The sequence below is a fragment of the Lysobacter sp. GQ73 genome, from assembly GCF_059758755.1.
In genome coordinates, this window is the sequence record NZ_JCAXEE010000002.1 from 163,266 (window position 1) to 189,157 (window position 25,892).

The window sequence follows — 25,892 nt, forward strand, 5'->3', positions numbered from 1 at the left end:
GCGCCGAAACGCCGTGACGGGGCGCAAAGCCGCGCCCGCCGGAGCTTTCACTGCGCTCGCGGGGTTCACCGGCGGGTGAATCCAGGCTATCCCGGCGTGCTCAAAGTCTCGTGTCTGTAACCGGTTTCATGGCATCATTCCCGGCCTGTTCCGGCCCATAAGCCAAGACGATGCTCGGTGCGATCGGGCTCGCCCTCCTCGGCGCGCCCCTGGTGACATTGCCGACCCCCGCTTTCGGCGGCGACCCGACGCTGATCGCCATCGCGAGCGATCCGGCGCAGATGCGCCTGTATTGTTTTTCGACCCGCTGCGGCGACGAGGAATGGCGATTGGCCACCTCCGCGCGCGAGAAGCCTCCGGAGATCGACCCGCTCGACCTGCCGCCGTTACGCACCGTGGCGCTGCCAGGTTCGCAGCGCCACATCGGCGGCGTCAGCGCGCCGGCGACTTCGCGCACCAGCCGCGCGATGTATTCCAACGACTACCGCATCGGCACCCGTTACGGCGTGCAGGCCCTGCGCGACGGCCCGACCCAGGTCGGCCTAAGCTTCGGCGCCGGCTACCGCCTCGCCCCGCTCCACGACGACGGCATCAACCGTCCCGGCACCGTATTCCGCGGCGAAGTCAGCATCGGCCAGCGCATCGGCGAGCGCGCGCGCTGGAGCCAGCGCGTGCAGTTCGAAAGCGGCCATGGCGACACCTTCGTCAAGCAGTCGGTGCGTCTGGATGTAGATCTGTGGCCGTACTGGAAACTCGAAACCGACTTTGCGATTCGCCATGATTCCGATGGCGGCGGCGGTAGCGAGAGTGCGGAAAGTTCGATCGAGTTGATTCGGCGGTTTTGATCCGCTCGGCTTAGCTGACCCGGATTGCGCAGCGTTCGATTCGCGTCTGCTTTCGCACAAGAGCGGCGCTAGTCGCGATGACGCAACCCGCACCGGCAGCCGCAGATTCGCGGTCGCGGCTCACGCCGCTCTTACAGGGGATGATGCGTCGCGTTATGTAGAGCCCCGCGTATGCGCCGCGCGTGCGGGCCCTTGATTCAAAACAAAGCAACTTCTTTGGTTATCTTTCTTTTGTTGCTTTAGACAAAAGAAAGTAACCCGCCGCTTCAGTGGCGGAAGCTTTGGGTTTGATCTTGATCTTGATCCGCCCACGAGACAGGCATCCGCAAGACCGTTACGACGATGTCGCGGCTTGCGCCGCGGCTCACGCCGCTCCTACAGAAGGAGCGGCGACGCTAGGTGGCGGTTGTCTGAGCTTGTAACTCGCTGTGCGTCGCCCCGCCCTAGCGAAGGCAACAGAAGACCCAAAGGGCGGCCCGCAGGGATGCGGGCCGTTTTTCATCGGGACAGGGATGTCCCGTATGAAAAATCCCTGCGTCGGCATCGCTCGTGCGGGCCTGTGATTCAAGAAAAGCATTTTTCTTTGGTTATCTTTCTTTTGTTGCTTTAGACAAAAGAAAGTAACCCGCCGCTTCAGTGGCGGAAGCTTTGGGTTTGATCTTGATCCTGACCTTGATCTTTCTCGATCCATACGTCGCAAGAACATCGCAGCAATGTCGCGGCTTGCGCCGCTCCTGCCCCAATGCAAGAGACATCGCATTCGAGGGCACGCAGACCCAACGACAGCCAGAACGCCGACGACGTCGGGCAGCCGCAACCCGAATCAATCCGCGTCGATATCCACCAGCGAATCGGCAATGAATTCGCCGGCACCCTGTTCCAACAGGCGCTGCGCGACTTCGATGCCGAGGCAGTCGGGGGCGTCGCCGCGGCCTTCGCCGTGGGCGCGCACGGCGCGGCCGTCGTGGGCCGAGCCGACCTGACCGTCCAGACGCAGGCGTTCGCCGTCCAGGCGCGCGTAAGCCGCGACCGGCACATGGCAGCTGCCGTGCAGGGCGCGGTTCATCGCCCGCTCGGCTTCGACGCAAGTGCGGCTGTCGGCGTGATCGAGCGCGGCGCAGAAGGTGCGCGCGGCGACGTCGTCTTCGCGGCATTCGATCGCGATCGCGCCCTGCGCCGGCGCCGGCAGCCAGTACGGCGATTCGAGGCGGGCGCGGATGCGCGCGTCGAAGCCGAGACGCTGCAGACCGGCGCAGGCCAGGACGATGGCATCGTAGTCGCCGGCATCGAGCCGGGCCAGTCGGGTATTGACGTTGCCGCGCAGGTCGAGCAATTGCAGGTCAGGGCGCAGCGCGCGCAATTGCGCCTGCCGGCGCAGCGACGAGGTGCCGACGCGGGCGCCGAGCGGCAGGCTGTCGATGCCGTCGTGCTGGTTGCTGACGAAGGCGTCGGCATAGTCGGCGCGCTCCAGGATCGCCGGCAGGGCGAAGCCCGGCTCCAGCTCCATCGGCACGTCCTTGAGCGAATGCACTGCGCAGTCGGCTTCGCCGCGCAGCATCGTCAGCTCCAGCTCTTTGAGGAACAGGCCCTTGCCGCCGATCGCGGCCAGCGAGCGGTCGAGCACCTCGTCGCCACGGGTGCTCATCGGCACCAGGCTCACCTCGAGCCCCGGATGCGCCGCGCGCAGGCGGTCGGCGACGTGCTCGCTCTGCCACAGGGCAAGCGGACTCTTACGGGTGGCGATGCGCAGGGTCTTCATGCCGGCATTATCGCCGCTGGCGGGGGTCGGCATCAAAAACCGCCCGGATGGGCCGGCGAGGAGCCCGTTCGGTCGCGGATTAGCCATGGTCGGGGACGCGGGGCGTAGCGACGGTGAGTGACCGTAGGGCGGCCGTCATTACCTGGTGCGGTTTCCGCGCGTTCCTCGGTCGCGGCTGACGTCGCGAGACCGAGGCGCGCGGTCGCGACTTGCGTCGCTCTTACCCCAAGAGCGCAGCACAACCGAATCCCGAGTCACGAATCACGAATCACGAATCACAAGTCCCGAGTCCCGAGTCCCGAGTCCCGAGTCCCGAGTCCCGAGTCCCGAGTCCCGAGTCCCGAAAAAGCATCACAAATGCTTGAGCGTTTCGCGCAACGCCGCCACGCAGCGGCGGCTGACTTCCAGCGGTTGCTTGCCGTGGCGCAGCACGGCCTGCACGTGACCTTCGGAATCGCGCTTGAGCTCGACGATCTCGTGGCGCGCGACCAGGCAGTTGCGGTGGATGCGCACGAAGCGTTCGCCGAATTCGTCTTCCAGCGACTTCAGCGACTCCTCGATCAGGTCTTCGCCGCGGGCGTGATGGACGATCACGTATTTCTCTTCGGCGTGCAGGTAGTGCACGTCCTCGATCGGGATCAGGCGCAGGCTGCCGCGCAAACGCGCGCACAGGTGGCTGCGGCTCTGCCCGGGCGCGTTCTCGCCGCCGCCGACATGGCGCTCGCGGCCGGCGGCGAAGGTGCGCACCCGTTCGAGCGCGGCGTCGAGGCGCTCGGCCCGTACCGGCTTGACCAGGTAGTCGATCGCCTCGGCCTCGAACGCCGACAGGGCATGTGCGTCGTAGGCGGTGCAGAACACCACCGCCGGGCGCGGCTCGAACGCGGCCAGGTGGCGCGCGGCTTCGAGGCCGTCGATGCCGGGCATGGCGATGTCGAGCAGGACCAGATCCGGCCGGTGCTCGGCGCAGGCGTGCAAGGCGTGCTGGCCGTCGGCCGCTTCGGCGACGACCTCGACGTCGTCGCGCTCGGCCAACAGGCTGCGCAGGCGCTCGCGCGCCAACGGTTCGTCATCCGCGATCACCACTCTCATGGCCGCCCTCGTCGCTTTCATCGGCTATGCGCCTCCACCCCGGTCGGCACGTGCAGTTCGCACAGATAGTAGCCTTCGTTCCAGCCCGCGGTCATCCGCACCGTCGGCCCGTAGGCATACCGCAGGCGCTGGCCGATGCTGCTGTGGGCGTGGCGGGACCCGCTGCGGCCGTCGGCCGGGGGCGGGGCCGGGTTGCGGATCCGCAACAAAAGCTCGTCGGCGAGCTCGGTCAGCTCGATTTCGATCTCGCCGCCGCCGGCCAGCCGGGAGATCCCGTGCAGCACGGCGTTCTCGACCAGGGGCTGCAGGACCAGCCGCGGCAGGGGCATCCGCCACGGCAGCGGCTCGCGTTTGCGCCAGACCACCCGCAAGCGCTCGCCCAGGCGCAGCTGCTCGATCGCCAGGTAGCGCTCGGCCAGCTCGACCTCCTCGGCCAGGCTGGAGTCGGACTTGGACGCGCCCAGCGCGGCCCGGAACAGGTCCGACAGGTCCAGCACCGCGCGTTCGGCCACCACCGGGTCGCTGCGCACCAGGCCGGCGATGGTGTTCATGCTGTTGAAGAGGAAGTGCGGCTTGATCCGCGCCTGCAGCGCGTCGACCTCGGCGCGCGCGTTGGCGCGGACCTGGGCTTTCCAACTGTCGTTGACGTAGAGGTAGCGCAGGACCACGCCGACGGCGAGGATCGCCACCGCGGCGGTGCCGCCGACGAAACGCTGGAACGAAATGCCTGGCGGCACCAGGCCGATGCCGGTGACGCTGTCGATGATGTGGGTGACCGCCGCGACCGCCGCGGCGATCGCCGCCGCCGTGGCGGTGGCGATGAAGCCGCCGACGCCGGGCGGCAGCCGCGACAGCTGGCGCCGCGACACGCACAGCAGCACCGAGATCGCCAGCGCCAGCCACAGTGCGAAGGCGCTGGAGGACACGAAGCGGCCGAGATCCCAGCGGGTGCCGTCGGGCGCCAGCGCCAGCACGATCACGATCAGCTCGGCCATGCTCAGCATGACCACCAGCCTCGGCAGGCGGCACAGGTCCGGCAGCCACGGTTCGTGTTCGCCGGCGGACTCGGCCATGGTCAGGGCCGGCTCATGCCGTGCCGGCGAACCGTTGCGACATCCAGTCGCCGAGCGCGTCGATCTCTTCGGCGCAGACCTGGTGCGCCATCGGATAGGCATGCCAGTCGACCTGAAAGCCGAGGCCGCGCAGGCGTTCAGCGGCGCGTTCGCCGCCGGCGTAGGGCACCATCGGGTCGTGTCGGCCGTGGGCCATGAAGGCCGGCTGGCTCGGCGCGACCGCAGTCGCTTCGGCGATCAGGCGATCGGGCATCGGCAGATAGCTCGACAGGGCGACCAGCCCGCCGAGCGGCTGCGTGCGCCGCAGCGCGGTGGCCAGGGTGACCGCGCCGCCCTGGGAGAACCCGGCCAGCAGAATCCGCGAGGCCGGCACGCCGCGTTCGACCTCGCGCTCGATCAGCGCATCGACCTGGCGCACCGATTCGTCGACCCCGGCTTCGTCGGCGCGCAGCGCCAGGTCGCCGATATCGCGGATGTCGTACCAGGCGCGCATGCGCGCGCCGTTGTTGATCGTCACCGCGCGCACCGGCGCGTGCGGGAACACGAAGCGCAGCGCCGGCCAGTCGCGGCGCAGCAGTTCGGGCACGATCGGGGCGAAGTCGTGGCCGTCGGCGCCGAGGCCGTGCAGCCACAGTACGCTCCAGCTCGGCGCCGGGCCGGTCTCGCGTTCGACGGTTTCCAGTAAGGCGGGGGGTGCGGAGGTTTCCATCGCCGCATTGTGGCGGCACAGCGCGCGGGCCGCCAAGCTCCCGCCCCGGCGGGCGTGTCCGCCGTCGCAATCGCACGGCGCAATCGCCCGGGGCGACCGCCGCGCGAGCGGCCGGCGCAAGGCCGGCCAGCCCGCCGCAGCGGGCTTCAGCGCGAAGGCAGGCGGAAATTCAGGGTGCGGCGGGCCGCATGCGACTGGCCGCTGGCCTCGAAACGCAGGCGCGCTACCGCCGCCAGCGCGGCGGCGTCGAACACCCCGGCCGGTTCCGACGACACCAGCCTGGGCGCGCCGACGCGGCCGTCGGGCAGGATCGTGAAGCTGACCTCGACGCTGCCTTCGATCTTGCGGTTCAAGGCCGGCAGCGGATACCGCGGGCTGGCGTCGGCGACCAGGCGCGGCATCGCCGCCGGGCCGGCATTGCCCGAAGTCGTCGCCGGCAGCGCCGCGGCCGGGGTCGCCGCCGACGCCGCGGCCGGTTGCGCGGCCAGCGCGGCGGCGGTCCTGGTCGCGCCGCTCCTGGCCGCGGCGGCATCGGCGGCGAGCGCGCTGGCGGCGGCATCGGCCTTCATCGCCGCGCTGCTCAGCGCGGCCTGGGCGGTGCGCGCGGCCTCGCGCCGCGCCGACAGCACGCTCGCCGCATCGGTGCGCTCGGCCATCAGGCGCTCGGTTTCTTCTCGGGTCTGGCGCTCGCGGTTCGCCTCGGCAACGCGCAGGCTTTCGCGCATGCGCGGCAACGCCGGCGCCTGCGGGTCCATGCGCGCGAGCAGCTCCAGCAAGCGGCGCGATTCGGCCAGGTCGTCGTCGAGCAAGGCCTGCTCGCCGGCGATCACCACATACGGTTGCAACTCGTCGAGCGCGCCGATCACGTCGATCTGGCCGGGCTCCTTGTCACGCAGGGCCAGGTAATAGTCGACCGCGCTGTCGCCGGCCGGGGTGTGGATGCGTTGTTCGCGCAAGGCCTGGGTGGCGCGTGCGCGCAAGCCTTCGATATCGAGTTCGTCCAGCGGCGCCGGCAATTCCAGCGCGGCATCGGCGACCGGCGCCGGCGAGGCGGCGCTGTGCGGCGCTTCGGAACCGCAACCGCCGAGGGCGACGCCCAGGGCCAGACCGGCGATGGCGCGCGCACCGGCTTTCGACCAACGACCGGCGGGCAACTCACACACCGGTTTCACAACGACCTTCACTGCCAACCCCCTGTACCGCTACTGCTGAATAACGTGCGCAGACTAGGCAAGCGATATGACGGCGCCGAGGCACCGCCGTTGCCGATCCTGTCCGGACTGCTGTCTGGGTGTCCCTGCCCGCGATTCCGCAGGTCCGTTGCGCGGCGCGATTATCGCCGCAATCGGCGATCGTGGGCGGAACCGCCGCAGGCCGGCATTCAGTGGTGATGCGCTACGGCCGCAGATGAACGACGGCGCCGGGCCTGAAATTGTATAGCGGGCTGGGCGGCTCCTAAGATGCCCGCCATGTCCGGCCCCTCCGCCATCGCGATCGCGTTCCGTTACCTCGTCTTCGGCGTGCTGATCGCGGTGATGCTGGTCAAGCCGGCGCTGACCTTCGCCACCGAAATCGGCGAACTCGCCGGGCCGGTCGCGGCGACAGCGCACGAGCACGCCGCCGGAAATCCTGACGCGGACACCGGCGCCAGCGCCGCCGACCGCGCCGACCCGGACGGCTGCGGCGACGCCCGCTGGCACCTGAGCCACTGCTGCGCACTGCAAGCGGCGTTGCTGCCGCGTTTCGAAGTGGGCCTGCGCGTCGCCGGCCCATCCGGCCCGGTGCCGGCGGTCTCGACCGCGTTCGTGCCGACTCCGACCGCGGTGCCGTTCCGCCCGCCCATCTCCGCCTGATCCCGATGCCGGCCTGAGCCGGTCGCTCGCGCGCGCCCTGCGGCGCCGCGTCGGCCTGCGCGGGTCTTCGTCGCCGTGGCTGCATTCGCCACGGCGTCTTTCGAGATTCAGGAGAATTCCCCATGCGTTTGCGTCCGGCGGCCCTGGCCGTCCTGACGGCCGCGCTGTGCTTTTCTGCACAGGCGCGGCCTCCCGTGGCCGCGGTTTCGAGTCAATCCGCTTCGAGCCCGTCCGCTTCCAATCCGCCCCCTCCCAACCCCGCCGGCCTCGCGCGCGCGGCCTCGGTATTCACCCTGGACGATGCCTTCGCGCGCATCGGCGAGGCCCATCCCGACCTGCGCCTGTTCGGTCGCCAGCGTTCGGTGCTCGAAGCCGAGCGCGACCTCGCCGCGCAGCGTCCGGCCTGGGTCGCCGGCGCCGCGCTCGACAACGTGTTCGGCAGCGGCGCGGTCAGCGGGGTCAAAGGCGCCGAGCTCACCCTCAGCCTGGCCTCGGTGTTCGAACGCGGCGGCAAGCTCGACGCGCGCCGCGCCTTCGCCCAGACCCGGATCGATGCGCTCGCGGTCGATCGCGAAAGCCGCCGGCTCGACCTGCTCGCCGAAACCGCACGGCGTTACCTCGGCATCGTCGCCGCGCAGCGCCGGATCGAGCTCGCCGAATTCGACATCGGCCAGCGCCAGCGCACCGTCGCCGCCGCGCGCCAGCGCCTGGTCGCCGGCGCCTCGCCGGAGTCGGGTCTGCTGACCGCGCAGGCGGCGTTGGCGCGCGCCGAACTCGACCGCGCGCGCAGCGAGCAGAGCCTGCTCGCCGCGCGCCAGCATCTGGCCGCGCTGTGGGGCGAACGCGACCCGGGTTTCGCCGGCGTCGCCGGCGATCCGTACGCCTTGCCGAAGATCGAGGACGCTACCGCCCTGGCGGGTTTGCTCGAGCGCAGCCCGGAGCTGACCCGGTTCGTCGACGCGCGCCGGATCGGCGAGGCGCGCGTGCGTCTGGCGCAGAGCCGGGCGACGGCCGACATCGATTGGCAGGTCGGCGTGCGGCGCCTGCAGGACGGCGGCGACACCGCGCTGATCGGCAGCGTGTCGATGCCGCTCGGCGCGCGCAGCCGCGCCGAGCCCAGCATCCGCGGCGCCGAGGCCGAGCTGGCGCTGCTCGAAACCGAGCGCGAGGCCAAGGGCCTGTCGCTGTACTCGACCCTGGTCGAAGCGCACGGCCGTTATCGGGTCGGCGCGCTCGAGGTCGCACGGCTCAGGGACGAGGTGCTGCCGCGCATGAGCCGCGCCGAGAACGCCGCCGAGTACGCCTACCGCGCCGGCGCGATCAGCTACCTGGAGCTCGCGCTGCTGCAGGCCGATAGCGTGGCCGTGCGCAGACAGCGCCTGGATACCGCGCTCGACGCGCAACTGGCGCTGATCGAGATCCAGCGCCTGACCGGCGAGTCCTTCGTCGCATCAATCGACCCCGCAGGAGCCGCCCGATGAAGCCCGAACTGTCGATCGCCGCGGCCCTGTTGGCGCTGACCCTGAGCGCCTGCGGCGGCTCCAAAAGTCCCGATGCCGGCAAAGCCGGCACTTCTAGCGCCGAAACCGCGCACACCGACGCAGCAGGCGACACGCACCGCCACGGCGAAGGCGAAGCCGGCCACGGCGAGAACGCCGAGGCGGCGGAGGCAGCCGAAAGCACGACGATCCCGGCCGCGATCGCTCAGCGCTCCGGCATCGTCGTCGCCGCGGCCGGGCCCGGCATCATCGCCGACGAACACGAAGTGCAGGGCCTGGTCACGCCGCTGGAAGGCCGCATCGCCAACATCACCGCGCGCTATCCCGGCCCGGTGCGCTCGCTGCGGGCCAACGTCGGCGACCGCGTCCGCGCCGGCCAGACCCTGGCCACGGTCGACAGCAACCTCAGCCTGACCACCTACGCCATCGCCTCGCCGATCACCGGCGTGGTGCTGGCGCGCAACGCCTCGGTCGGCGAAGTCGCGATCGAAGGCACCACCCTGTTCGAGGTCGCCGACCTGTCGACCTTGTGGGTCGACCTGCACGTGTTCGGCGCCGACGCCTCGCACCTGCGTCCCGGCGTGCCGGTCACGGTGATGCGCATGGGCGAGGAACAGGGCGTAGAAACCACGCTCGACCGGATCCTGCCGGGCACCGCGACCGCGAGCCAGAGCACCGTCGCGCGCGCTTCGATCGCCAACGCCGACGGCCTGTGGCGGCCCGGTTCGGCGGTGCGCGCGCGGGTCACCGTCGAACAGCAACCGGTGTCGCTGGCGGTGCCGCTGACCGCGCTGCAACGCATGGACGAACGCGACGTGGTGTTCGTGCGCGAAGGCGAACGTTACGTCGCCAGGCCGGTCCGGGTCGGCCGCCGCGATGCGCGCCGCGTGGAGGTGCTGTCCGGCCTGCGCGCCGGCGAACAGGTGGTGGTCGAGCAGAGCTTCCTGATCAAGGCCGATATCGAGAAATCGGGGGCCTCGCATGAGCATTGACACGAACCCCCGGCCGGACCCGGCGCGCCATCAGTCACCTTCCGGCCTGCTCGAACGCATCCTGCGTTTCGCGATCGGCCACCGCTGGCTGATGCTGGCGCTGACCGGCGCGCTGATCGCGATCGGCGTGTGGAGCTTCCGGCAACTGCCGATCGACGCGACCCCCGACATCACCAACGTGCAGGTGCAGATCAACACCCAGGCACCGGGCTATTCGCCGCTGGAATCCGAGCAGCGAGTGACCTTTCCGATCGAGACCGCGCTCGCCGGCCTGCCGAAACTCGACTACACCCGCTCCCTGTCGCGCTACGGCCTGTCGCAGGTGACGGTGGTGTTCAAGGACGGCACCGACCTGTACTTCGCCCGGCAACAGGTCGCCGAACGCCTGCAGCAAGTGAAGTCGCAGATCCCGGCCGGCCTGGAACCCGAGCTCGGCCCGACCGCGACCGGCCTGGGCGAGATCTTCATGTACACCGTCGACGCCGAGCCGAAGGCGCGCAAGGCCGACGGCACGCCGTACAACGCCACCGACCTGCGCACCCTGCAGGACTGGGTGATCCGCCCGCAGTTGCGCAATACGCCCGGCGTCACCGAGGTCAACACCATCGGCGGTTATGCGCGGCAGATCCACATCACTCCGGACCCGGCGCGGCTGGTGGCGCTGAACCTGACCCAGCGCGACGTGGTCGCCGCGCTCGCCGCCAACAACCAGAACGTCGGCGCCGGCTACATCGAACGCAACGGCGAGCAGTTCCTGGTGCGCGTGCCGGGGCAGATCGTCGGCATCGAAGCGATCGGCGACATCGTCCTCGACCGCCGCGACGGCGTGCCGATTCGGGTGCGCGATGTCGCCGCGGTCGGCGAAGGGCCCGAACTGCGCAGCGGCGCGGCGACCCAGAACGGTCACGAGGTCGTGCTCGGCACGGTGTTCATGCTGGTCGGCTCCAACAGCCGCGACGTCTCGCAGGCGGCCGCGGCGAAACTGCAGCAGGCCAACGCGAGCCTGCCGAAGGGCGTCAGCGCCAATCCGGTCTACGACCGCACCTCGCTGGTCGACCGCACCATCGCCACGGTCTCCAGGAACCTGGTCGAAGGCGCGTTGCTGGTCGTGGTGGTGCTGTTCCTGCTGCTCGGCAATTTCCGCGCGGCGCTGATCACCGCGTTGGTGATTCCGCTGGCGATGCTGTTCACCATCACCGGCATGGTCCGCGGCGGCGTATCCGGCAATCTGATGAGCCTGGGCGCGCTCGACTTCGGCCTGATCGTCGACGGCGCGGTGATCATCATCGAGAACTGCCTGCGCCGGTTCGGCGAAGCCCAGCATGCGCTCGGCCGCGAGATGAGCGCCGACGAGCGCCACGACCTCACCGCCTCGGCCACCGCCGAGGTGATCCGCCCGAGCCTGTTCGGCCTGGGCATCATCGCCGCGGTGTACCTGCCGATCTTCGCCCTCAGCGGCATCGAGGGAAAAATGTTCCACCCGATGGCGATCACCGTGGTGCTGGCGCTGACCGGCGCGATGCTGCTGTCGTTGACCTTCGTTCCGGCCGCGGTCGCGACCTTCCTCGGCGGCAAGGTCGACGAAAAGGAAAATCGCGCCATGGCCTGGCTGCGCCGCCGCTACGAGCCGGTGCTGGCCTGGGCGCTGCGCAGCCGCACCGCGGTGATGGCCGGCACCGCGGCGCTGGTGATCTTCAGCGGCGTGCTGGCGACGCGCATGGGCAGCGAGTTCGTGCCGAGCCTCGACGAAGGCGATGTCGCGGTGCAGGCCATGCGCATTCCCGGCACCAGCCTGAGCCAGTCGGTGACCATGCAGAAGACCATGGAACAGGCGTTTCTGGCGATGCCGGAGGTCGAGCGGGTGTTCAGCAAGATCGGCACCGCCGAGGTCGCCAGCGACCCGATGCCGCCTTCGGTCGCCGACACCTTCCTGATGCTCAAGCCGCGCGAGCGCTGGCCCGACCCGGGCAAGACCAAGGCCCGGCTGATGGAAGAAATCGAAACGGTCGCGCGCACCCTGCCCGGCAACAACTTCGAGTTCACCCAGCCGATCCAGATGCGCATGAACGAGTTGATCTCCGGCGTACGCGCCGACGTCGCGATCAAGGTGTACGGCGACGACCTGCAGCAGTTGCTCAAGATCGCTCGGCAGATCGAAACGGTCGCCAGGCAGGTGCCCGGCGCGGCCGACGTCAAGGCCGAGCAGGTCACCGGCCTGCCGATGCTCAGCGTCGAGCCGGACCGCCGCTCGCTGGCGGTGTACGGGCTCAACCCGGCCGCGGTGCAGGACACCGTGGCGACCGCGGTCGGCGGCGAAGTCGCCGGGCAGTTGTTCGAAGGCGACCGCCGCTTCGACCTGGTGGTGCGCCTGCCCGAACGCCTGCGCCAGGACACCGCGGCGCTGGCCGACCTGCCGGTGCCCTTGCCGGCGCGCAGCGAAGGCGATCGCGACGAGTCCAGCCGCGACGCGACCTGGAGCTCGGGCGCGCCGCGTACCGTGCCGTTGCGCGAAGTGGCCAAGCTCAACTCGATTCTCGGCCCGAACCAGATCAACCGCGAGAACGGCAAACGCCGCATCGTGGTGACCGCCAACGTGCGCGATCGCGATCTCGGCGGCTTCGTCGCCGAACTGCGGCAGAAACTCGATGCCCAGGTGAAGGTGCCGGAAGGCTACTGGATCGGCTACGGCGGCACCTTCGAGCAATTGATCTCGGCCAGCCGGCGCCTGGCGGTGGTGGTGCCGGTGACCCTGGTGCTGATCTTCGCCCTGTTGTTCATGGCCTTCGGCTCGGCCAAGGACGCCGCCATCGTCTTCAGCGGCGTGCCGCTGGCCTTGACCGGCGGCGTGATCGCATTGGCGTTGCGCGGTATTCCCTTGTCGATCTCGGCCGGGGTCGGCTTCATCGCCCTGTCCGGCGTGGCGGTGCTCAACGGCCTGGTGATGATCGCCTTCATCCGCAAACTGCGCGAACAGGGCGACCCACTCGACAACGCCATCGTCGACGGCGCCCTGGGCCGTTTGCGGCCGGTACTGATGACTGCGTTGGTGGCTTCGCTGGGCTTCATCCCGATGGCCTTCAACGTCGGCGCCGGCTCGGAAGTGCAGAGGCCGCTGGCGACGGTGGTGATCGGCGGCATCGTCTCCTCGACCCTGCTGACCCTGCTGGTGCTGCCGGTGCTGTACCGCTGGCTGCACCGCAACGACGCCGGCGAGCGCAAGCTCGATCCGCGACCGGCGCCGGCCGCGGCGGAACCCTCGCCCGCCCGCTGAGGCGGCGCCCCGGCGGGCCGCAGGCGCGGCCCGCCCCGATCCAGGCCGGTCGCCGGGCGCGGCCGGTCCAAGACCAAGGAGCAACGAGATGGGCAGCGGACACGACCACGACACCACCGCGATCCGCCACGAGCGCCCCCTGTGGTGGGCGCTCGGCTTGACCGGCGGTTTTCTCGTCGCCGAAGTCGCCGGCGCCTTCCTGACCAACAGCCTGGCGCTGTTGTCGGATGCCGCGCACATGGGCACCGACACCCTGGCGCTGATGATCGCGCTGACCGCGGTGCGGCTGAGCCGCAAACCGGCCGACGCCAGGCGCAGTTACGGCTACGCACGCATGGAAGCGATGGGGGCGATGGCGAACGGCCTGATGCTGTTCGCGGTCGCCGCCTACATCCTGTGGGAAGCCGTCGGCCGCTTCAGCGAGCCGCCGCAGATCGCGACTACCGGCATGTTGGCGATCGCCGCGCTCGGCCTGGTCGTCAACCTGGTGGCGATGCGCCTGCTCAAGGCCGGCAGCGGCGAAAGCCTCAACATGAAAGGGGCCTACCTCGAAGTGTGGAGCGACATGCTCGGCTCGGTCGCGGTGATCGCCGGCGCCCTGATCATCCGTTTCACCGGCTGGACCGTGGTCGATCCGATCCTCGCCGTACTGATCGGTCTGTGGGTGCTGCCGCGCACCTGGGCCCTGCTGCGCGAGGCCGGCAACGTGCTGATGGAAGGCGTGCCGGACGGCATCGACCTCACCGCGGTGCGTGCGCTGCTGCGGGAGGCATCGGGCGTCATCGACGTGCACGACCTGCACGTGTGGTCGCTGGGCTCGAGCACCGCGGCGATGACTGCGCACCTGATCGTCGATGCGGGTGTCGATGCCGACGGCTTGCGCGGCGAGTTGGTGCGACAGCTCGACGAGCGCTTCGGCATCGGGCACTGCACCCTGCAGATCGAGAGCGGGGCTTGCGGCGCTACGCCCGGTCACTGAGGCGCGCATCAAGGGGTAGGCGCGGCGCAAAGCCGCGACCGGGAACCGGGCTTGCGTCAGCCGAGAGGTCGCGGCCGCGGCTCGCGTCGCTCCTGCCCTTCAGATCGACCGCATCGGGCGATGCACTCGGCTACGACGCCGGACATGGCCCGCCCGCGTCGGCCCAGGTCTTGAACTTGGCGACGAATTCCGGGTGCGGCACCGACACCGGCTTGCGTTCGCCGCCCGGCGCCCAGCCCCACAGCACCAGCTTGTCTTCGCTGACGTGCTTGAGCAGCGCGGCGAAATCGCGGCCGCCGTTGCTCTTCTGGTCCTTGATCATCTCGCACAGCTTGGGCGCCGGCAGGCCGATCCAGGCCATCTTGTGATCCGGCGGCGGCAACTGCCAATGCGGCGCGCCCGGCGGCGCGTTCGGGCCGTAGCTGGCCGGCAGATTGGCTTCGCCGTGGCAGGTCGAGCACGGCAGGCCGGCCGCGCCCTTGCCTTCGGGGCCGCGCACCACGCCCATCGCATGCGGCAGGCCGGCGTCGAATTGCAGCGGCTGGTCGCCGGGGATATGGCAGTTCTGGCAGCGCGGGTGCTGGAACACCTGCTGCACGGTCGCGAACGCGGCGACTGCCTGTTCGCGTTGCTCGGGGCTCACCTTCGGTCCGCAGGCGGTCGCGGCGAGCGCCGCGATGGCGAGGATCACTGCACGCATCGTCGTCTCCTCAGGCCGGCAACTGCAGCGGCAATTCGCGCAGCCGCTGTTGATTGAGCGCGAACACCGCATTGGCTACCGCCGCCGCGACCGGCGCGGTGCCGGGTTCGCCGGCGCCGCCCATCTTCTCGGTGCTCGGCACGATGTGCACTTCGATTTGCGGCGCCTCGTCCAGGCGCAGCACGCGGTAGTCGTGATAGTTCGACTCCTGCACCCGCCCGTCCTTGAAGGTCAGCTGGCTGTACAGCGCCGCGCCGAGGCCGAAGTTGATGCCCGATTCCATCTGTGCGCGCACGCCATCGGGATTGACCGCCAGGCCGCAGTCGATCGCGCAGACGAAACGGTGCACGCGGATGCCGTGGCCCCCGCCGGGCTTGGGCTCCACCGAGACTTCGGCGACCTGGGCGATGAAGCTGCCGAAGGATTCGTGCACCGCGACGCCGCGCGCGCGACCTGCCGGCAGGGCCGTGCCCCAGCTGGCCTTGTCGGCGACCAGGTCCAGCGCCGCCAGATGGCGCGGATGCTGCTTGAGCAGCGAGCGGCGGTATTCGACCGGATCCTTGCCGGCGGCATGGGCCAACTCGTCGATCAGGCTTTCCATGACGAAGGCGTTGTAGCTGTGCCCGACCGAACGCCACCACAGCACCGGCACGCCGGTGCTCGGCGAATGCAGGTCGACGCGGTAGTCGGCGATTTCCTTTAGATACGGCGAGTCGGCGACGCCCTCGACCGAGGTCGCGTCGATGCCGTTCTTGATCATCGCCCCGGCGAACGGCGTGCCGGCGATGATCGACTGCCCGACCAGCACGTGTTCCCACGCCACCGGGACGCCCTGCGCATCCAGGCCGATGCGCGCGCGCTGCAGGTACATCGGCCGGTAATAGCCGCCGCGCACGTCGTCCTCGCGCGACCACACGGTCTTGACCGGCTTGCCCGCGGCCTTGGCCACGTGCACGGCCTCGGTGACGAAGTCCGCGGTCGGGGTGGCGCGGCGGCCGAAGCCGCCGCCGAGGAACATGGTATGGATCTGCACTTGATCGGGCTTGAGCCCGGTGATCTTGGCCGCGACCTGCTGGTCGACGGTCTGGAACTGGGTGCCGGTCCAGATCTCGCAGCGGTCGGCCTCGATCTTGACCGTGCAGTTCAGCGGCTCCATCGGCGCATGCGCCAGGTAGGGCACGTTGTACTCGGCCTCGATGGTCTTGGCGGCTTTCGCCAGCCCGCCCTTGACGTCGCCGGCCTGGGCGGCGATGTCGCCCTCGGTGGCGGCGAGCTTGCGGAATTCTTCGCGCAGTTTCGCGCTGTCCAGGCCGGCGTTCGGGCCGAGGTCCCAATCGATCACCAAGGCGTCGCGGCCTTGTTTCGCCGCCCAGTAGTGATCGGCGATCACCGCCACGCCGCTCGGCACCTGCAGCACGTCGCGCACCCCGGGCACGGCCTTGGCCGGCGCCGCGTCGAACGACTTGACCGTGCCGCCGAACACCGGCGCGCGCGCCACCACCGCGGTCAGCAGCCCGTCGAACTGCACGTCCATGCCGAACTTGGCCTTGCCGGTGATCTTCTCCGGCGAGTCCAGGCGCTTGGTCGGCTTGCCGATGATCTTCCAGTCCTTGGCTTCCTTGAGCGTCTGCGGCGCGCTCGGCGCCGGCAGCTTGGCCGCTTCGGCGGCGAGCTCGCCGTAACGCGCGCGCTTGTCGCCGGCGATGGCCACGCCGTTTTCGGTGCGGACCTGCTCGGCCGGTACGCCGAAGCGTTGCGCCGCGGCCGCCACCAACAAGGCGCGCGCGGTCGCGCCGGCCTGGCGATAGCGGTCGAACTCCGACCAGGTGCTGGTCGAGCCGCCGGTCATCTGCATGCCGAAGGCGGTATGCGCATACGCCGGCGCGGCCGGCGCGTGTTCGACCTTGATCTTCGACCAGTCGGCGTCGAGTTCTTCGGCGATCAACATCGCCAGGCCGGTCCACACGCCCTGGCCCATCTCCGAATGCGAGATCAGCACGGTGACGGTGTCGTCGTCGCCGATGCGCAGGAAGGCATTGGGCACGAAGCCGCTCGACACCGCCGCGGCCGCGGCCGGGTCGGCGTGGGCGAAGCGCTTGGCGCCGGGCACGACGAAGCCGACCACCAGGCCGCCGCCGATCAAGGCGCCGGCCTTGAGGAACTGGCGCCGCGACGGCGCCGGTACGGTATTCACATCGACCTCCTAAAGCGCCCGGACCGCCGGCGCTGCGAGCATGACGTCGTGGGGGGTGAGGCGATCAGGCCTTGCCGATTTCGGCCGCGCGCTTCACCGCCGCGCGGATGCGCGGGTAGGTGCCGCAGCGGCAGATGTTTCCGGACAGGGCCTGGTCGATGTCGGTATCGGTCGGCTTGGGGATCTGGGTCAGCAAGGCCGCCGCCGACATGATCTGGCCGGACTGGCAATAACCGCACTGGACCACGTCGATCTCGGCCCAGGCGCGCTGCACCGGATGGCTGCCGTCCGGCGACAGGCCTTCGATGGTGGTGATCTGTTTGCCTTCGACGCTGGCGACCGGGGTGACGCACGCGCGTCGCGGCGCGCCGTCGACATGCACCGTGCAGGCACCGCATTGGGCGATGCCGCAGCCGAACTTGGTACCGGTCAGGTGCATCAGGTCGCGCAGGACCCACAGCAGGGGCATGTCCGGTGGCGCGGCGACCTCGTGTTCGGTGCCGTTGACAAGAAGCTTCATGATTCCCTCGCGGCGGCTGGGGTCGTCCGAGCCTACTCCTCAAAATTGACCGCCGCCAGATCGCCGGCGATGCCGGAATGGAGCGAGACAACGCGGCGCTTGCCGGATTCTCCGAGCGTCCGCGCCGGTTCTGCGACGCAGTTCGGCGGCTCGTTCGCGAGCCTTGCGGCACGCCCGAGGCGTTTCGCATGCGGGCCGTGTCGGCGGCTTGCCTAAAACTGCCGGCGCCGGCCGGCGCCGGCCGGCGTGATGCAACGCAACGCCATCGGCGCCGCGAACGTTCTAGACTCGAAGCTCCTCCGCCCCTGGGCGCACGCATGGCCGACTCGCCGGACCCCGCACTTGCGAAGCGCAGCGCGCCGGGCGGTCCGCGCGCAGTGCTCGAGGCCAGCGCCGCCGCGGCCGCGCGCGGCGACCCGGCCAGCCTGGCGATCGTGCTCGAAACCGAAGGCTCGACCTACGTGCGGCCCGGCGCGATGGCCCTGTTCGGCGCGCGCGACGGCCAGGTCGGCTGGCTCAGCGGCGGTTGCATCGAACCCGACATCGAACTGCGCGCCCAGGACGCGGCGCAATCGCAGGGCATCGAATGGATGGACATCGACACCCGCAGCGACGAGGACATGTTCGCCGGGTCCGCGGTCGGTTGCCGCGGCCGCCTGCGCCTGGCCCTGCTGCCGCTGACGGCGCTGCGCGAATGGCCTGCCTTGATCGACGAATGGCGGCGCGGCCATGGCGACCTGCAACTCGACCTGCGCAGCCACGGCGCCCTGGCCGCCACCGTCGGCGACGAACGCATGCGCTGGACCCTCGCGGTCAACACCCCGCCGTGGGCTTCGGCCGAGACGGCGCAGTGGAAGCTCGAGGTTCCGGCGCCGCCGTCGGTGCTGGTGTTCGGCGCCGGCCCGGAAACCCCGACCCTGCTGCCGCTGCTGCGCACTCTGGGCTGGGTCGTCACCCTGGTCGAACGGCGCTCGCGATGGAGCGCCGCTGGCGCCCTCGCCGATCACGCGATCGAACGCAGCCCGGCGCAGGCCCTGGCGACCGCGCGGCCGCACGACGCCGCGCTGGTGATGCACCACCACTTCGATCTGGATCGCGAAGCGCTCGAGCATCTGGCCGAAAGCGCCAACGGCCAGCAGATCGGTTTCGTCGGCCTGCTCGGCCCGGTGCGGCGGCGCGAAGACTTGTTCCGCGTGCTGCCGGCCTCGGCGCAGGCCTCGCTGGCACCGCGCCTGCATTCGCCGATCGGCCTTAAGCTCGGCGGCGAAGGCCCGGAAGCGATCGCCCTGAGCATCGCCGCGCAACTGCAGACCCATCGTCACGGCGAGCCCTGAGCGATGGTGCATGTCGCGGTGGTACTGGCCGCCGGCGCGAGCCGCCGCCTCGGACAGCCCAAGCAAGCGCTGCGTCGCGACGGCGAAAGCCTGCTCCACCGCGCCGCGCGGCTGGCTACCGCGACCGCTGCACGACGGGTCCTGGTGGTGCTCGGCGCGCACAGCGATGCGATGGCCGCGTCCGTCGCCGACCTGCCGGTCGAATGCCTCGGCAACGACGGCTGGGAGGAAGGCCTCGCCAGCAGCCTGCGCGTGGCGGCGCGCGCGCTGGGCGGTTTCGAAGGCCCGGTGCTGGTGCTCGGTTGCGATCAGCCGGCGCTGGATGCGGGGCACCTGCAGGCCTTGCTCGACGGCGCCGCATCGGCCGCGTCCGGTTGCGCCGCGACCGAACATGGCGATGCGCTCGGGATACCGGCGGTAATCGCCGCGGCCGTCTGGCGCGAGGCCGGGCATCTGCGCGGCGACCGCGGCTTCGGCGCCGCTCTCAAGCGCCTGCCCGCCGAGACAGTCTGGCGGCTGCACGCCGCGGAGCTGCACTACGACCTGGACACCCCGGCCGACCTGATCGTGGCGAGGGCGCGAGGCTGGATCGACGAAGCGTAGGAAACGCAGACGCCGGGGCTGGCTACCGCACTTATGGAGTACGCGGATCTTTCCGAGATCGCTGTAGGAGCTGCGTGAGCTGCGACCGCGGAACCGCAGCTACGGCGCCACCGGACAGAACGCGGTCGCGGCTCGCGCCGCTCCTACCCAAGAGCAGCGACGACGCCGTCTGGAGCCAAGAGCCCCGGCGATTCTTTCTGGAGTCCCTGTAGGAGCTGCGCAAGCTGCGACCGCGAATCCCCAGCTACGGCGCGACCGGCCAGAACGCGGTCGCGGCTTGCGCCGCTCCTACCCAAGAGCAGCGACGACGCCGTCTGGAGCCACGAGCGCTGGCGATTCTTCCTGGAGCCCCTGTAAGAACTGCGCAAGCTGCGACCGCGAATCCCCAGCTACGGCGCGACCGGACCAAGGGACGCGCAGCCATCGCACCGCCTGCGTCGTCGACAGAACGCGGTCGCGGCTCGTGCTGCTCCTACCCAAGAGCAGCGTCGACGCCGTCTGGAGCCAAGAGCCCCAGCGATTCTTTCTAGAGCCCCTGTAGGAGCTGCGTGAGCTGCGACCGCGAATCCCCAGCTACGGCGCGACCGGCCAGAACGCGGTCGCGTCTTGCGCCGCCCCTACCCAGAGCAGCGACGACGCCTTCTGGAGCCGAGAGCCCCAGCGATTCTTTCCGGAACCCCTGTAGGAGCTGCGTGAGCTGCGACCGCGAATCCCAGGCACGGCGACCGGCCAGAATGAGGTCGCGGCTTGCGCCCGCTCCTACAGTCGAAAGAACCGCGCCCTTCTGGAAGCGGCCGACAAAGCGGCAGCCGGCTTTCGGGCCGTATCGAGAACGCCGCCTTGGGCCAGCGGCAGACCGGCGCGCTCGGCGCCCGCGGCGCGGACGCAAGGAGGCCCGCGCCGCCCGGCCAGACTCCTGTCAGCCGGGCGGCGCAAACCGCACGTCGGCCCTAGGGAACCAACGTGCCAAACACGGGCTGCGAATCGGCATCGTAGATACGCAGCCACAACCCTTTCGGGGCGTGCGCGGCGTATCGCCTGGCCTGCGGCAGTACTGCGCGCAACGCCGCTTCGGCGCTGCGGTATTCCTGCGCGATCTCGGCAATCGCTACCGCCAGCGCACTGTCGTCGCTGCCATCACGCTGCTTCAGTTCGACGCGAAACATGATTCATCCTTGTAAAAGTTCAGCCGGCGCGGTGGGGGGAAGTTCGCCTCAGGGCGAATCTGTATCCGGATGCCGTCGGAGCAATCAAAAGATGCGTCTTGCGTGAACAGTAAACCGTCGTCGGAACACCCCTAAGCGTGTAGGATTTTTCCTAATGTGATGTGCGTTGAGTCACAGGTTTCAAAAGTAACTGTGGACTTTTTGTATCGGACGATCGGGACGGACCGGCTTCACGGATGCAGGTGCGGACGCCCTACCGGCCTTCTACGGCCTGGGCGGCCGCGCGCCGGCCATCCAGCATCGGCTGCAGCCGGGCCAATCCCTCGCGCATGGCCTCGCTGAACACCCGGATGCGCTCGGTGCGGCGCAGGTCGGGGTGGCTCAACAGCCAAAGATCCGCTGCCAGCCCCTCCAGCGGCTCGCCGACCCTCGCCAGGCGGCGGTCGGCATCGCCGAGGAAACAGGGCAAGACCGCCAGGCCGATGCCGTTCGCGGCCGCGTCGCGCAAGGCCAGCAGGCTGTTGGCGCGCAGCACCGCACGTTCGTCGTAGCGCTGGCGATGCAGCCATTGCGCCATGCCGATATGCGCCAGGCTGTCGTCGGGCACCACCCAGTCGCAGTCGGCCAGGGTCTCGGGGCCGGCGCCGCGCGGCAGCCGCAGCGCGCGCGGCCGGTACACCGCCGCGGCCAAGCGCGCGACCTTGCGTCCGATCAGGCCCTCCGGCGGCTTGCCGCCCGGGCGCAGGGCGATATCGGCCTCGCGCCGGCTGAGGTCGCGCACGGCATTGTCGGCGACCAGTTCGAGGACGATGCCCGGGTGCTCGCGGCGGAACCGCGCCAGCAGCGGCGGCAACAGGCCGTACAGCACCGGCTCGACCGTGGTCACGCGGATGCGGCCGCTGAGGCGCGCGTCCAGGCCGGCCAGGCGCCGCTCGGTCGCGGCGATCCGCGTTTCGATCTCGGCGGCGACCGCGATCACTTCCTCGCCGGTCGGGGTCGCCGTGTAGCCGTCGCGAGCGCGTTCGAACAGGCGCGCTCCGAGCGCGCGCTCGATCGCATTGATGCGTCGGAACACGGTCGGGTGACTGACCGCCAGGCGCTTGGCCGCGCCGTTCAGGGAGCCGGCGCGGCCGATCGCGAGGATGAAGCGGTAGTCGTCCCAGCCCAACGATTGTTCGTTCATGCAATCTCGGCTTGCATCCGTGGCGGAATGCCTTTCAGGAACGGACATCCTAACGTGGCGTCATCGCGTCGCAGACGCTCATCCGATGGAGACCGCCATGTCCGCCCGCCTGGATTACAACGCCGTCGATCCGCACGGCACTCGCGCCCTCGCCGGCCTGCAGAACTATGTCGACCACAGCGGCCTGGAACGCGCATTGATCGACCTGGTCAACGTGCGCATCTCGCAGATCAACGGCTGCGCCTATTGCCTGCGCGTGCACACCGAAGAGGCGGTCGCGCGCGGCGGGAGCCACCGCCGCCTGCACCTGCTGCGGGTCTGGGCCGAGGGCCCGTTCAACGCGCGCGAACGCGCCGCCCTGGCCTGGGCCGAAGCCATCACTGCGGTCAACCAGGCGCCGGTGTCGGATGCGGTGTATGCCGGGGTCCGCGCGCAGTTCAGCGACCACGACCTGGTCGCACTGACCTATGCGGCGATATCGATGAACGCCTGGAACCGGCTGGCGATCGCGTTCCGCAAGCCGGACCCGGCCCTGGCGGAGTGAGCGCCCGGCGCCTCAGAAACGAAAGCGCGCCACCCGCCCCAGGTTGCGCAGCCATTCGGAGCGGTCGTAGAGCTTGAACAGCCAGCGCTGCGCGCGCGGCAATTCGGTCACCTCGGCGACTTCGCTCAGGCGCGGCTCGTCGACGAATTGCAGGCGCGGATGCCAGGCCTCCAGGCCGCGCGGGCCGCCGCGGGTCCAATCGCCGATCCGCGCCCGGGTCGCGCGGATCATGCTGGCGTGGCGCAGCAGGCGCAGCGCGAGCGGGCTGTACAGATCGCACAGCAGCTGCCCGCCCTGCGGGAAGCGCTCGATCAGGCGCCGCACCAGTTCGCGGGCGCGGTGTTCGTCGAGATAGGGAAACAGGCCTTCGGCGATCACCAGCACCGGCCGATCGTTGTCGAGGCGCTCGATCCAGTCCGGCTCCATGACGTTGCTCGGCAAGGTGCGGTAACGCCCGGCGCGCTGCGGCAGCAGTTCCTCGCGCAGACGGATCACCTCGGGGAAATCGAGGTCGATCCAGTCCACTTCCAGCGGCGGGTCGACCCGGAACACCCGCGAGTCCAGGCCGCAGGCCAGGTGCAGCACCAGGGTGTCGGCGCGCGATTGCAGCGCGGCGCGGGTCCAGCCGTCGATGATCCGCGAACGCAGCGCCAAGCCGCGGATGTCCGACGCGCTCAGGCCGAATCGCTCGAAGTCGTAGTCGATGTGGCGGACCAGGTCGTCGGCCAGAGCGTCGCGCAAAATCGACGGTGTGGCGCGGTTGTCCATCGCCTTGGCGTAGAGGGTGATCAGCAAGGTTTCCTGACTGCCTTCCAGGCGCATCGAATCCTCCGGCGACGGCCGGCGCAGCGGGCCGGCGAGCGCCATTGTGCGGCCGCCGATGTGACGCCCGAGGCTACGGCGGTCGCCGTCCCGACGCGCGGCCGGCCCGGATGCGGCGGGCCGGCGAGCGCGACGCGACGCCGATGCCACGCCCGCAACGCTGCGTCGCCGCCACGCGATTGCGCCGGATGCCGCGCGGGCGGAGACTGCCGGTGGTTTTTCCGGCTGCGCCACGCGGCCCCCTGTCCCGACCGCGCTATACGGTCTCAAGGATCGCTGATGGACGCGCTGCTGCATCTGATCCAGACCTACGGCCTGCTCGTGGTCTTCGTCAGCGTGTTCCTCGACCAGGGCGGCCTGCCGGTGCCGGCTTATCCGCCGATCATCGTCACCGCGGCGATCGCCGTCGACCAGCAGCAGAGCCTGTGGCCGATCCTGTTGATCGCCGCGCTCGCCGCCTTGCTGGCCGACAGCCTGTGGTACCTCGGCGGGCGCCGGATCGGCGCGGCCTTGCTGCGGCTGATGTGCAAGGTCTCGCTGTCCCCGGACTCGTGCGTGCTGACGACCCGCGGCGTCTATGCGCGCTGGGGCGCGCCGTCGCTGGTGGTGGCCAAGTTCGTGCCCGGTTTCGCCGCGGTCGCCACCACCCTGGCCGGCGAGACCGGCACCAGCGCCCGCCGCTTCGCCTTCTACGACGGCCTCGGCGCCCTGCTCTGGGCCGGCCTCGCGGTCGCGGTCGGCGCGGTGTTCCATGAGGCGGTCAACGACGTGCTCGACCGCCTGGAAACGCTCGGCCGCTACGGCCTGCTGCTGGTGGCCGCGGCGATCGCCGCCTTCGTCGGCTACAAACTGCTCAAGCGCCGCCTGTTCCTGCGCGAACTGCGGATGGCGCGGATCACCGTGCCCGAGCTGTATCGGCTGCTCGAAGACGGCAGCGGCCCGATGGTCCTCGACGTGCGGCCGCGTCCGCAGCGCGACGCCTCGGGCTGGATTCCCGGTGCGGTGTTCGTGGCCTCGCTGGCCGACGTGCCCTTCGCCGACGTCCCGCCGGAGCGACGCGAGGAGGTCGTCGTCTACTGCGATTGCCCGAACGAGGCCTCGGCCGCGACCCTGGCGCGCGAGCTGCGCCGGCGCGGCTTCAAGCGCGTGCGTCCGCTGGCCGGCGGCTTCGAGGCCTGGCGCGAACACGGCCATCTCGTCGCCCATGCTTGAGCCCGGCGGCGCGGCGCCTCAGCCGCGTTCGTAGAACTCGATCGGCAAGCCGTCGGGGTCGGCGCAGAAGGTGTAGCGACGCCCGGTGTACTCGTCGATGCGCACCGCCTCGACCGCGATGGCCTGCGCCTGAAGTTCGGCGACGCAGGCGTCGATGTCGTCGACCGCGAAGGCGAGATGGCGCAGCCCGCAGGCTTCGGGATAGGACGGCCGCGGCGGCGGATCGGGGAAGGAGAACAGTTCGACCTGGCCACCGTCGGGCAGGGCCAGGTCGAGCTTGTACGAACGCCGCGCCTCGCGATGGACCTCGGCGAGCGCGCGCAGCCCCAGTACCTGCGTATAGAAGCGTTTCGAGCGCGGGTAGTCGGAACAGATGATCGCGACGTGGTGGATGGCCGAGATCCGCATGAGGGCTCCTGCGGACAATGGGGAAACGCCCGCGACCTCGCGATTGTCGGATACTGGCCGCGTCCTGTCGCCTGCGTCGCTCCGGCTCGCAGCCGGCGCCGGGCCGCGCCTGCCCTCGCCCAGCCGGCCGTGACAGAATCGTCGGCGACGCGGCCTTGATTCATTCCGGAGAGATGCGGTGACCGTTTACGTCGACGATGCGGTATGGCCCTGGCGCGGCGAGCGCTGGGCGCATCTGATGGCCGACCGCCTCGACGAGCTGCACGCGTTCGCGGCGCTGCTCGGCAAACGCCGCGAATCGTTCCAGAACAAGGCCAGCGGCTGCCACTACGACGTCACCGCGCAGATGCGCGAACGCGCGATCGCGCTCGGCGCGGTGGCGATTTCGCGCCATCGCGACCGCGCCCAGGTGCGCGCGATCATCCAGCGCGCGCGCGACCAGGCCGCCGGCCGCGCGCCTTGAGCCTCAGCGGCGGGCGTCGACCGCCATCCGCAGCGCCAGCCCCGACAACACTCCGCCCATGACCCAGCGCTGCGCGGTCACCCAGCGCGGACGGCCGGCCAGGAAGTTGGCGATGCCGCCGGCACCGGCGACGATCAGGGCGTTGACGCCGACGCTGATCGCGATCTGCAGGCTGCCGAGCAGCAGCGACTGCAGCATCACGCTGCGCTGAGGGTCGATGAACTGCGGCAGCAGGGCCAGGTAGAACATCGCCACCTTGGGGTTCAACAGGCTGGTCAGCAGGCCCATGGTGAACAAGCGGCGCGGGCTGTCGGCGGCGAGGTCGCGGACCTGGAACGGCGAACGCCCGCCGGGCCGCACCGCCTGCCAGGCCATCCACAGCAGGTAGACCGCGCCGCCGATGCGCAGCGCGTCGTAGGCGTACGGCACCGCGAACAACAGCGCGGTGATGCCGAAGGCGGCGGCGAACAGATAGAAGAAGAAGCCGACGCCGACCCCGGCCAGCGAAATCAGCCCGGCCTTGCGGCCCTGGCAGATCGAACGCGAGACCAGATAGATCATGTTCGGTCCCGGGGTCAGGACCATGACCAGGGCCAGGCCGGCGAAGGCCAACAATGCCGACAGCTCGAACATGCGCGTCTCCGGAGTCGTGGGGCGCCGGCGCAACGCATGGG

The 25,892-nt window shown here is 70.1% G+C and carries 23 protein-coding genes and 1 pseudogene; 11 read left to right on the forward strand and 13 right to left on the reverse strand.

Annotation, left to right across the window (positions count from 1 at the left end; translation table 11 throughout):
- The first annotated feature begins 170 nt into the window (after positions 1-170).
- Entirely contained in the window at positions 171-845 is a 675-nt protein-coding gene (locus AC6CH2_RS05655) for a DUF481 domain-containing protein (protein WP_498268337.1), read from the forward strand.
- A gap of 823 nt (positions 846-1,668) precedes the next feature.
- Here the strand turns inward: AC6CH2_RS05655 and hemC are convergent.
- The 5 genes from hemC to AC6CH2_RS05680 all read right to left on the reverse strand — a co-directional run bounded on the left by hemC (position 1,669) and on the right by AC6CH2_RS05680 (position 6,629).
- Positions 1,669-2,604 (reverse strand): hydroxymethylbilane synthase, encoded by a 936-nt coding sequence (gene hemC / locus AC6CH2_RS05660; RefSeq protein WP_498269092.1) that lies wholly within the window; start codon positions 2,602-2,604, stop codon positions 1,669-1,671.
- Between the two features lie 351 nt (positions 2,605-2,955).
- The gene (locus AC6CH2_RS05665; RefSeq protein WP_498268338.1) at positions 2,956-3,693 is read right to left on the reverse strand and encodes a LytR/AlgR family response regulator transcription factor; all 738 of its coding nucleotides are present in this window, start codon (positions 3,691-3,693) and stop codon (positions 2,956-2,958) included.
- Positions 3,694-3,710: 17 nt separating this feature from the next.
- Positions 3,711-4,766 carry a sensor histidine kinase gene (locus AC6CH2_RS05670; RefSeq protein ID WP_498268339.1) on the reverse strand — a complete coding sequence of 352 codons (1,056 nt, stop codon included), beginning with the start codon at positions 4,764-4,766 and terminating at the stop codon, positions 3,711-3,713.
- A 13-nt stretch (positions 4,767-4,779) separates the two neighbouring features.
- The gene (locus AC6CH2_RS05675) at positions 4,780-5,475 is read right to left on the reverse strand and encodes an alpha/beta hydrolase (protein WP_498268340.1); all 696 of its coding nucleotides are present in this window, start codon (positions 5,473-5,475) and stop codon (positions 4,780-4,782) included.
- A gap of 146 nt (positions 5,476-5,621) precedes the next feature.
- A complete protein-coding gene (locus tag AC6CH2_RS05680; RefSeq protein WP_498268341.1) occupies positions 5,622-6,629 on the reverse strand; it encodes a TonB family protein in 1,008 nt (335 codons plus the stop codon).
- Positions 6,630-6,944: 315 nt separating this feature from the next.
- On the opposite strand from AC6CH2_RS05680, the gene AC6CH2_RS05685 reads away from it, so the two are divergent.
- The 5 genes and pseudogenes from AC6CH2_RS05685 to AC6CH2_RS05705 all read left to right on the forward strand — a co-directional run.
- Positions 6,945-7,328, forward strand: coding sequence for a hypothetical protein (locus AC6CH2_RS05685; RefSeq protein ID WP_498268342.1), 384 nt, complete (start codon positions 6,945-6,947; stop codon positions 7,326-7,328).
- A 122-nt stretch (positions 7,329-7,450) separates the two neighbouring features.
- On the forward strand, positions 7,451-8,809 hold the full coding sequence (locus AC6CH2_RS05690; RefSeq protein WP_498268343.1) for a TolC family protein: 1,359 nt from the start codon (positions 7,451-7,453) through the stop codon (positions 8,807-8,809).
- Positions 8,806-9,819: an efflux RND transporter periplasmic adaptor subunit gene (locus AC6CH2_RS05695; RefSeq protein ID WP_498268344.1), complete on the forward strand. Its 1,014-nt coding sequence runs from the start codon at positions 8,806-8,808 to the stop codon at positions 9,817-9,819. Before AC6CH2_RS05690 ends, AC6CH2_RS05695 begins: the two co-directional genes overlap by 4 nt.
- 46 nt (positions 9,820-9,865) lie before the next feature.
- Entirely contained in the window at positions 9,866-13,090 is a 3,225-nt protein-coding gene (locus AC6CH2_RS05700) for an efflux RND transporter permease subunit (RefSeq protein ID WP_498269093.1), read from the forward strand.
- An 88-nt stretch (positions 13,091-13,178) separates the two neighbouring features.
- A pseudogene (locus AC6CH2_RS05705) lies at positions 13,179-14,060 on the forward strand (cation diffusion facilitator family transporter); the annotation flags it as partial.
- A gap of 139 nt (positions 14,061-14,199) precedes the next feature.
- Here the strand turns inward: AC6CH2_RS05705 and AC6CH2_RS05710 are convergent.
- From AC6CH2_RS05710 to AC6CH2_RS05720, 3 genes are all read right to left on the reverse strand, one after another.
- On the reverse strand, positions 14,200-14,769 hold the full coding sequence (locus AC6CH2_RS05710; RefSeq protein WP_498268345.1) for a hypothetical protein: 570 nt from the start codon (positions 14,767-14,769) through the stop codon (positions 14,200-14,202).
- Between the two features lie 10 nt (positions 14,770-14,779).
- Positions 14,780-16,963, reverse strand: a complete 2,184-nt coding sequence (locus tag AC6CH2_RS05715) for a xanthine dehydrogenase family protein molybdopterin-binding subunit (protein ID WP_498268346.1) — start codon at positions 16,961-16,963, stop codon at positions 14,780-14,782.
- Between the two features lie 64 nt (positions 16,964-17,027).
- A complete protein-coding gene (locus AC6CH2_RS05720; RefSeq protein ID WP_435397063.1) occupies positions 17,028-17,483 on the reverse strand; it encodes a (2Fe-2S)-binding protein in 456 nt (151 codons plus the stop codon).
- A 317-nt stretch (positions 17,484-17,800) separates the two neighbouring features.
- Here AC6CH2_RS05720 and AC6CH2_RS05725 point away from each other — a divergent pair, with 317 nt between their 5' ends.
- Both AC6CH2_RS05725 and AC6CH2_RS05730 read left to right on the forward strand, forming a co-directional pair.
- Positions 17,801-18,817, forward strand: a complete 1,017-nt coding sequence (locus AC6CH2_RS05725; protein ID WP_498268347.1) for an XdhC family protein — start codon at positions 17,801-17,803, stop codon at positions 18,815-18,817.
- A 3-nt stretch (positions 18,818-18,820) separates the two neighbouring features.
- Positions 18,821-19,420, forward strand: a complete 600-nt coding sequence (locus tag AC6CH2_RS05730) for a nucleotidyltransferase family protein (protein ID WP_498268348.1) — start codon at positions 18,821-18,823, stop codon at positions 19,418-19,420.
- A gap of 950 nt (positions 19,421-20,370) precedes the next feature.
- Here AC6CH2_RS05730 and AC6CH2_RS05735 read toward each other — a convergent pair.
- The gene (locus AC6CH2_RS05735) at positions 20,371-20,586 is read right to left on the reverse strand and encodes a hypothetical protein (RefSeq protein ID WP_031372547.1); all 216 of its coding nucleotides are present in this window, start codon (positions 20,584-20,586) and stop codon (positions 20,371-20,373) included.
- Positions 20,587-20,839: 253 nt separating this feature from the next.
- Entirely contained in the window at positions 20,840-21,769 is a 930-nt protein-coding gene (locus AC6CH2_RS05740; protein WP_498268349.1) for a LysR family transcriptional regulator, read from the reverse strand.
- Between the two features lie 97 nt (positions 21,770-21,866).
- Here AC6CH2_RS05740 and AC6CH2_RS05745 point away from each other — a divergent pair, with 97 nt between their 5' ends.
- On the forward strand, positions 21,867-22,313 hold the full coding sequence (locus AC6CH2_RS05745; protein ID WP_498268350.1) for a carboxymuconolactone decarboxylase family protein: 447 nt from the start codon (positions 21,867-21,869) through the stop codon (positions 22,311-22,313).
- Positions 22,314-22,325: 12 nt separating this feature from the next.
- Here the strand turns inward: AC6CH2_RS05745 and AC6CH2_RS05750 are convergent, their stop codons facing one another.
- Positions 22,326-23,180 carry a class I SAM-dependent methyltransferase gene (locus AC6CH2_RS05750; protein ID WP_498268351.1) on the reverse strand — a complete coding sequence of 285 codons (855 nt, stop codon included), beginning with the start codon at positions 23,178-23,180 and terminating at the stop codon, positions 22,326-22,328.
- Between the two features lie 234 nt (positions 23,181-23,414).
- Here AC6CH2_RS05750 and AC6CH2_RS05755 point away from each other — a divergent pair, with 234 nt between their 5' ends.
- A complete protein-coding gene (locus AC6CH2_RS05755; RefSeq protein ID WP_498268352.1) occupies positions 23,415-24,347 on the forward strand; it encodes a rhodanese-like domain-containing protein in 933 nt (310 codons plus the stop codon).
- Between the two features lie 18 nt (positions 24,348-24,365).
- Here AC6CH2_RS05755 and gloA2 read toward each other — a convergent pair whose 3' ends face one another.
- Positions 24,366-24,755, reverse strand: coding sequence for an SMU1112c/YaeR family gloxylase I-like metalloprotein (gene gloA2 / locus AC6CH2_RS05760; protein ID WP_498268353.1), 390 nt, complete (start codon positions 24,753-24,755; stop codon positions 24,366-24,368).
- Between the two features lie 178 nt (positions 24,756-24,933).
- Here gloA2 and AC6CH2_RS05765 point away from each other — a divergent pair, with 178 nt between their 5' ends.
- On the forward strand, positions 24,934-25,218 hold the full coding sequence (locus tag AC6CH2_RS05765; protein WP_435396481.1) for a DUF4031 domain-containing protein: 285 nt from the start codon (positions 24,934-24,936) through the stop codon (positions 25,216-25,218).
- A gap of 3 nt (positions 25,219-25,221) precedes the next feature.
- Here the strand turns inward: AC6CH2_RS05765 and AC6CH2_RS05770 are convergent, their stop codons facing one another.
- Positions 25,222-25,851: a LysE family translocator gene (locus AC6CH2_RS05770; RefSeq protein WP_498268354.1), complete on the reverse strand. Its 630-nt coding sequence runs from the start codon at positions 25,849-25,851 to the stop codon at positions 25,222-25,224.
- Between the last annotated feature and the right edge of the window lie 41 nt (positions 25,852-25,892).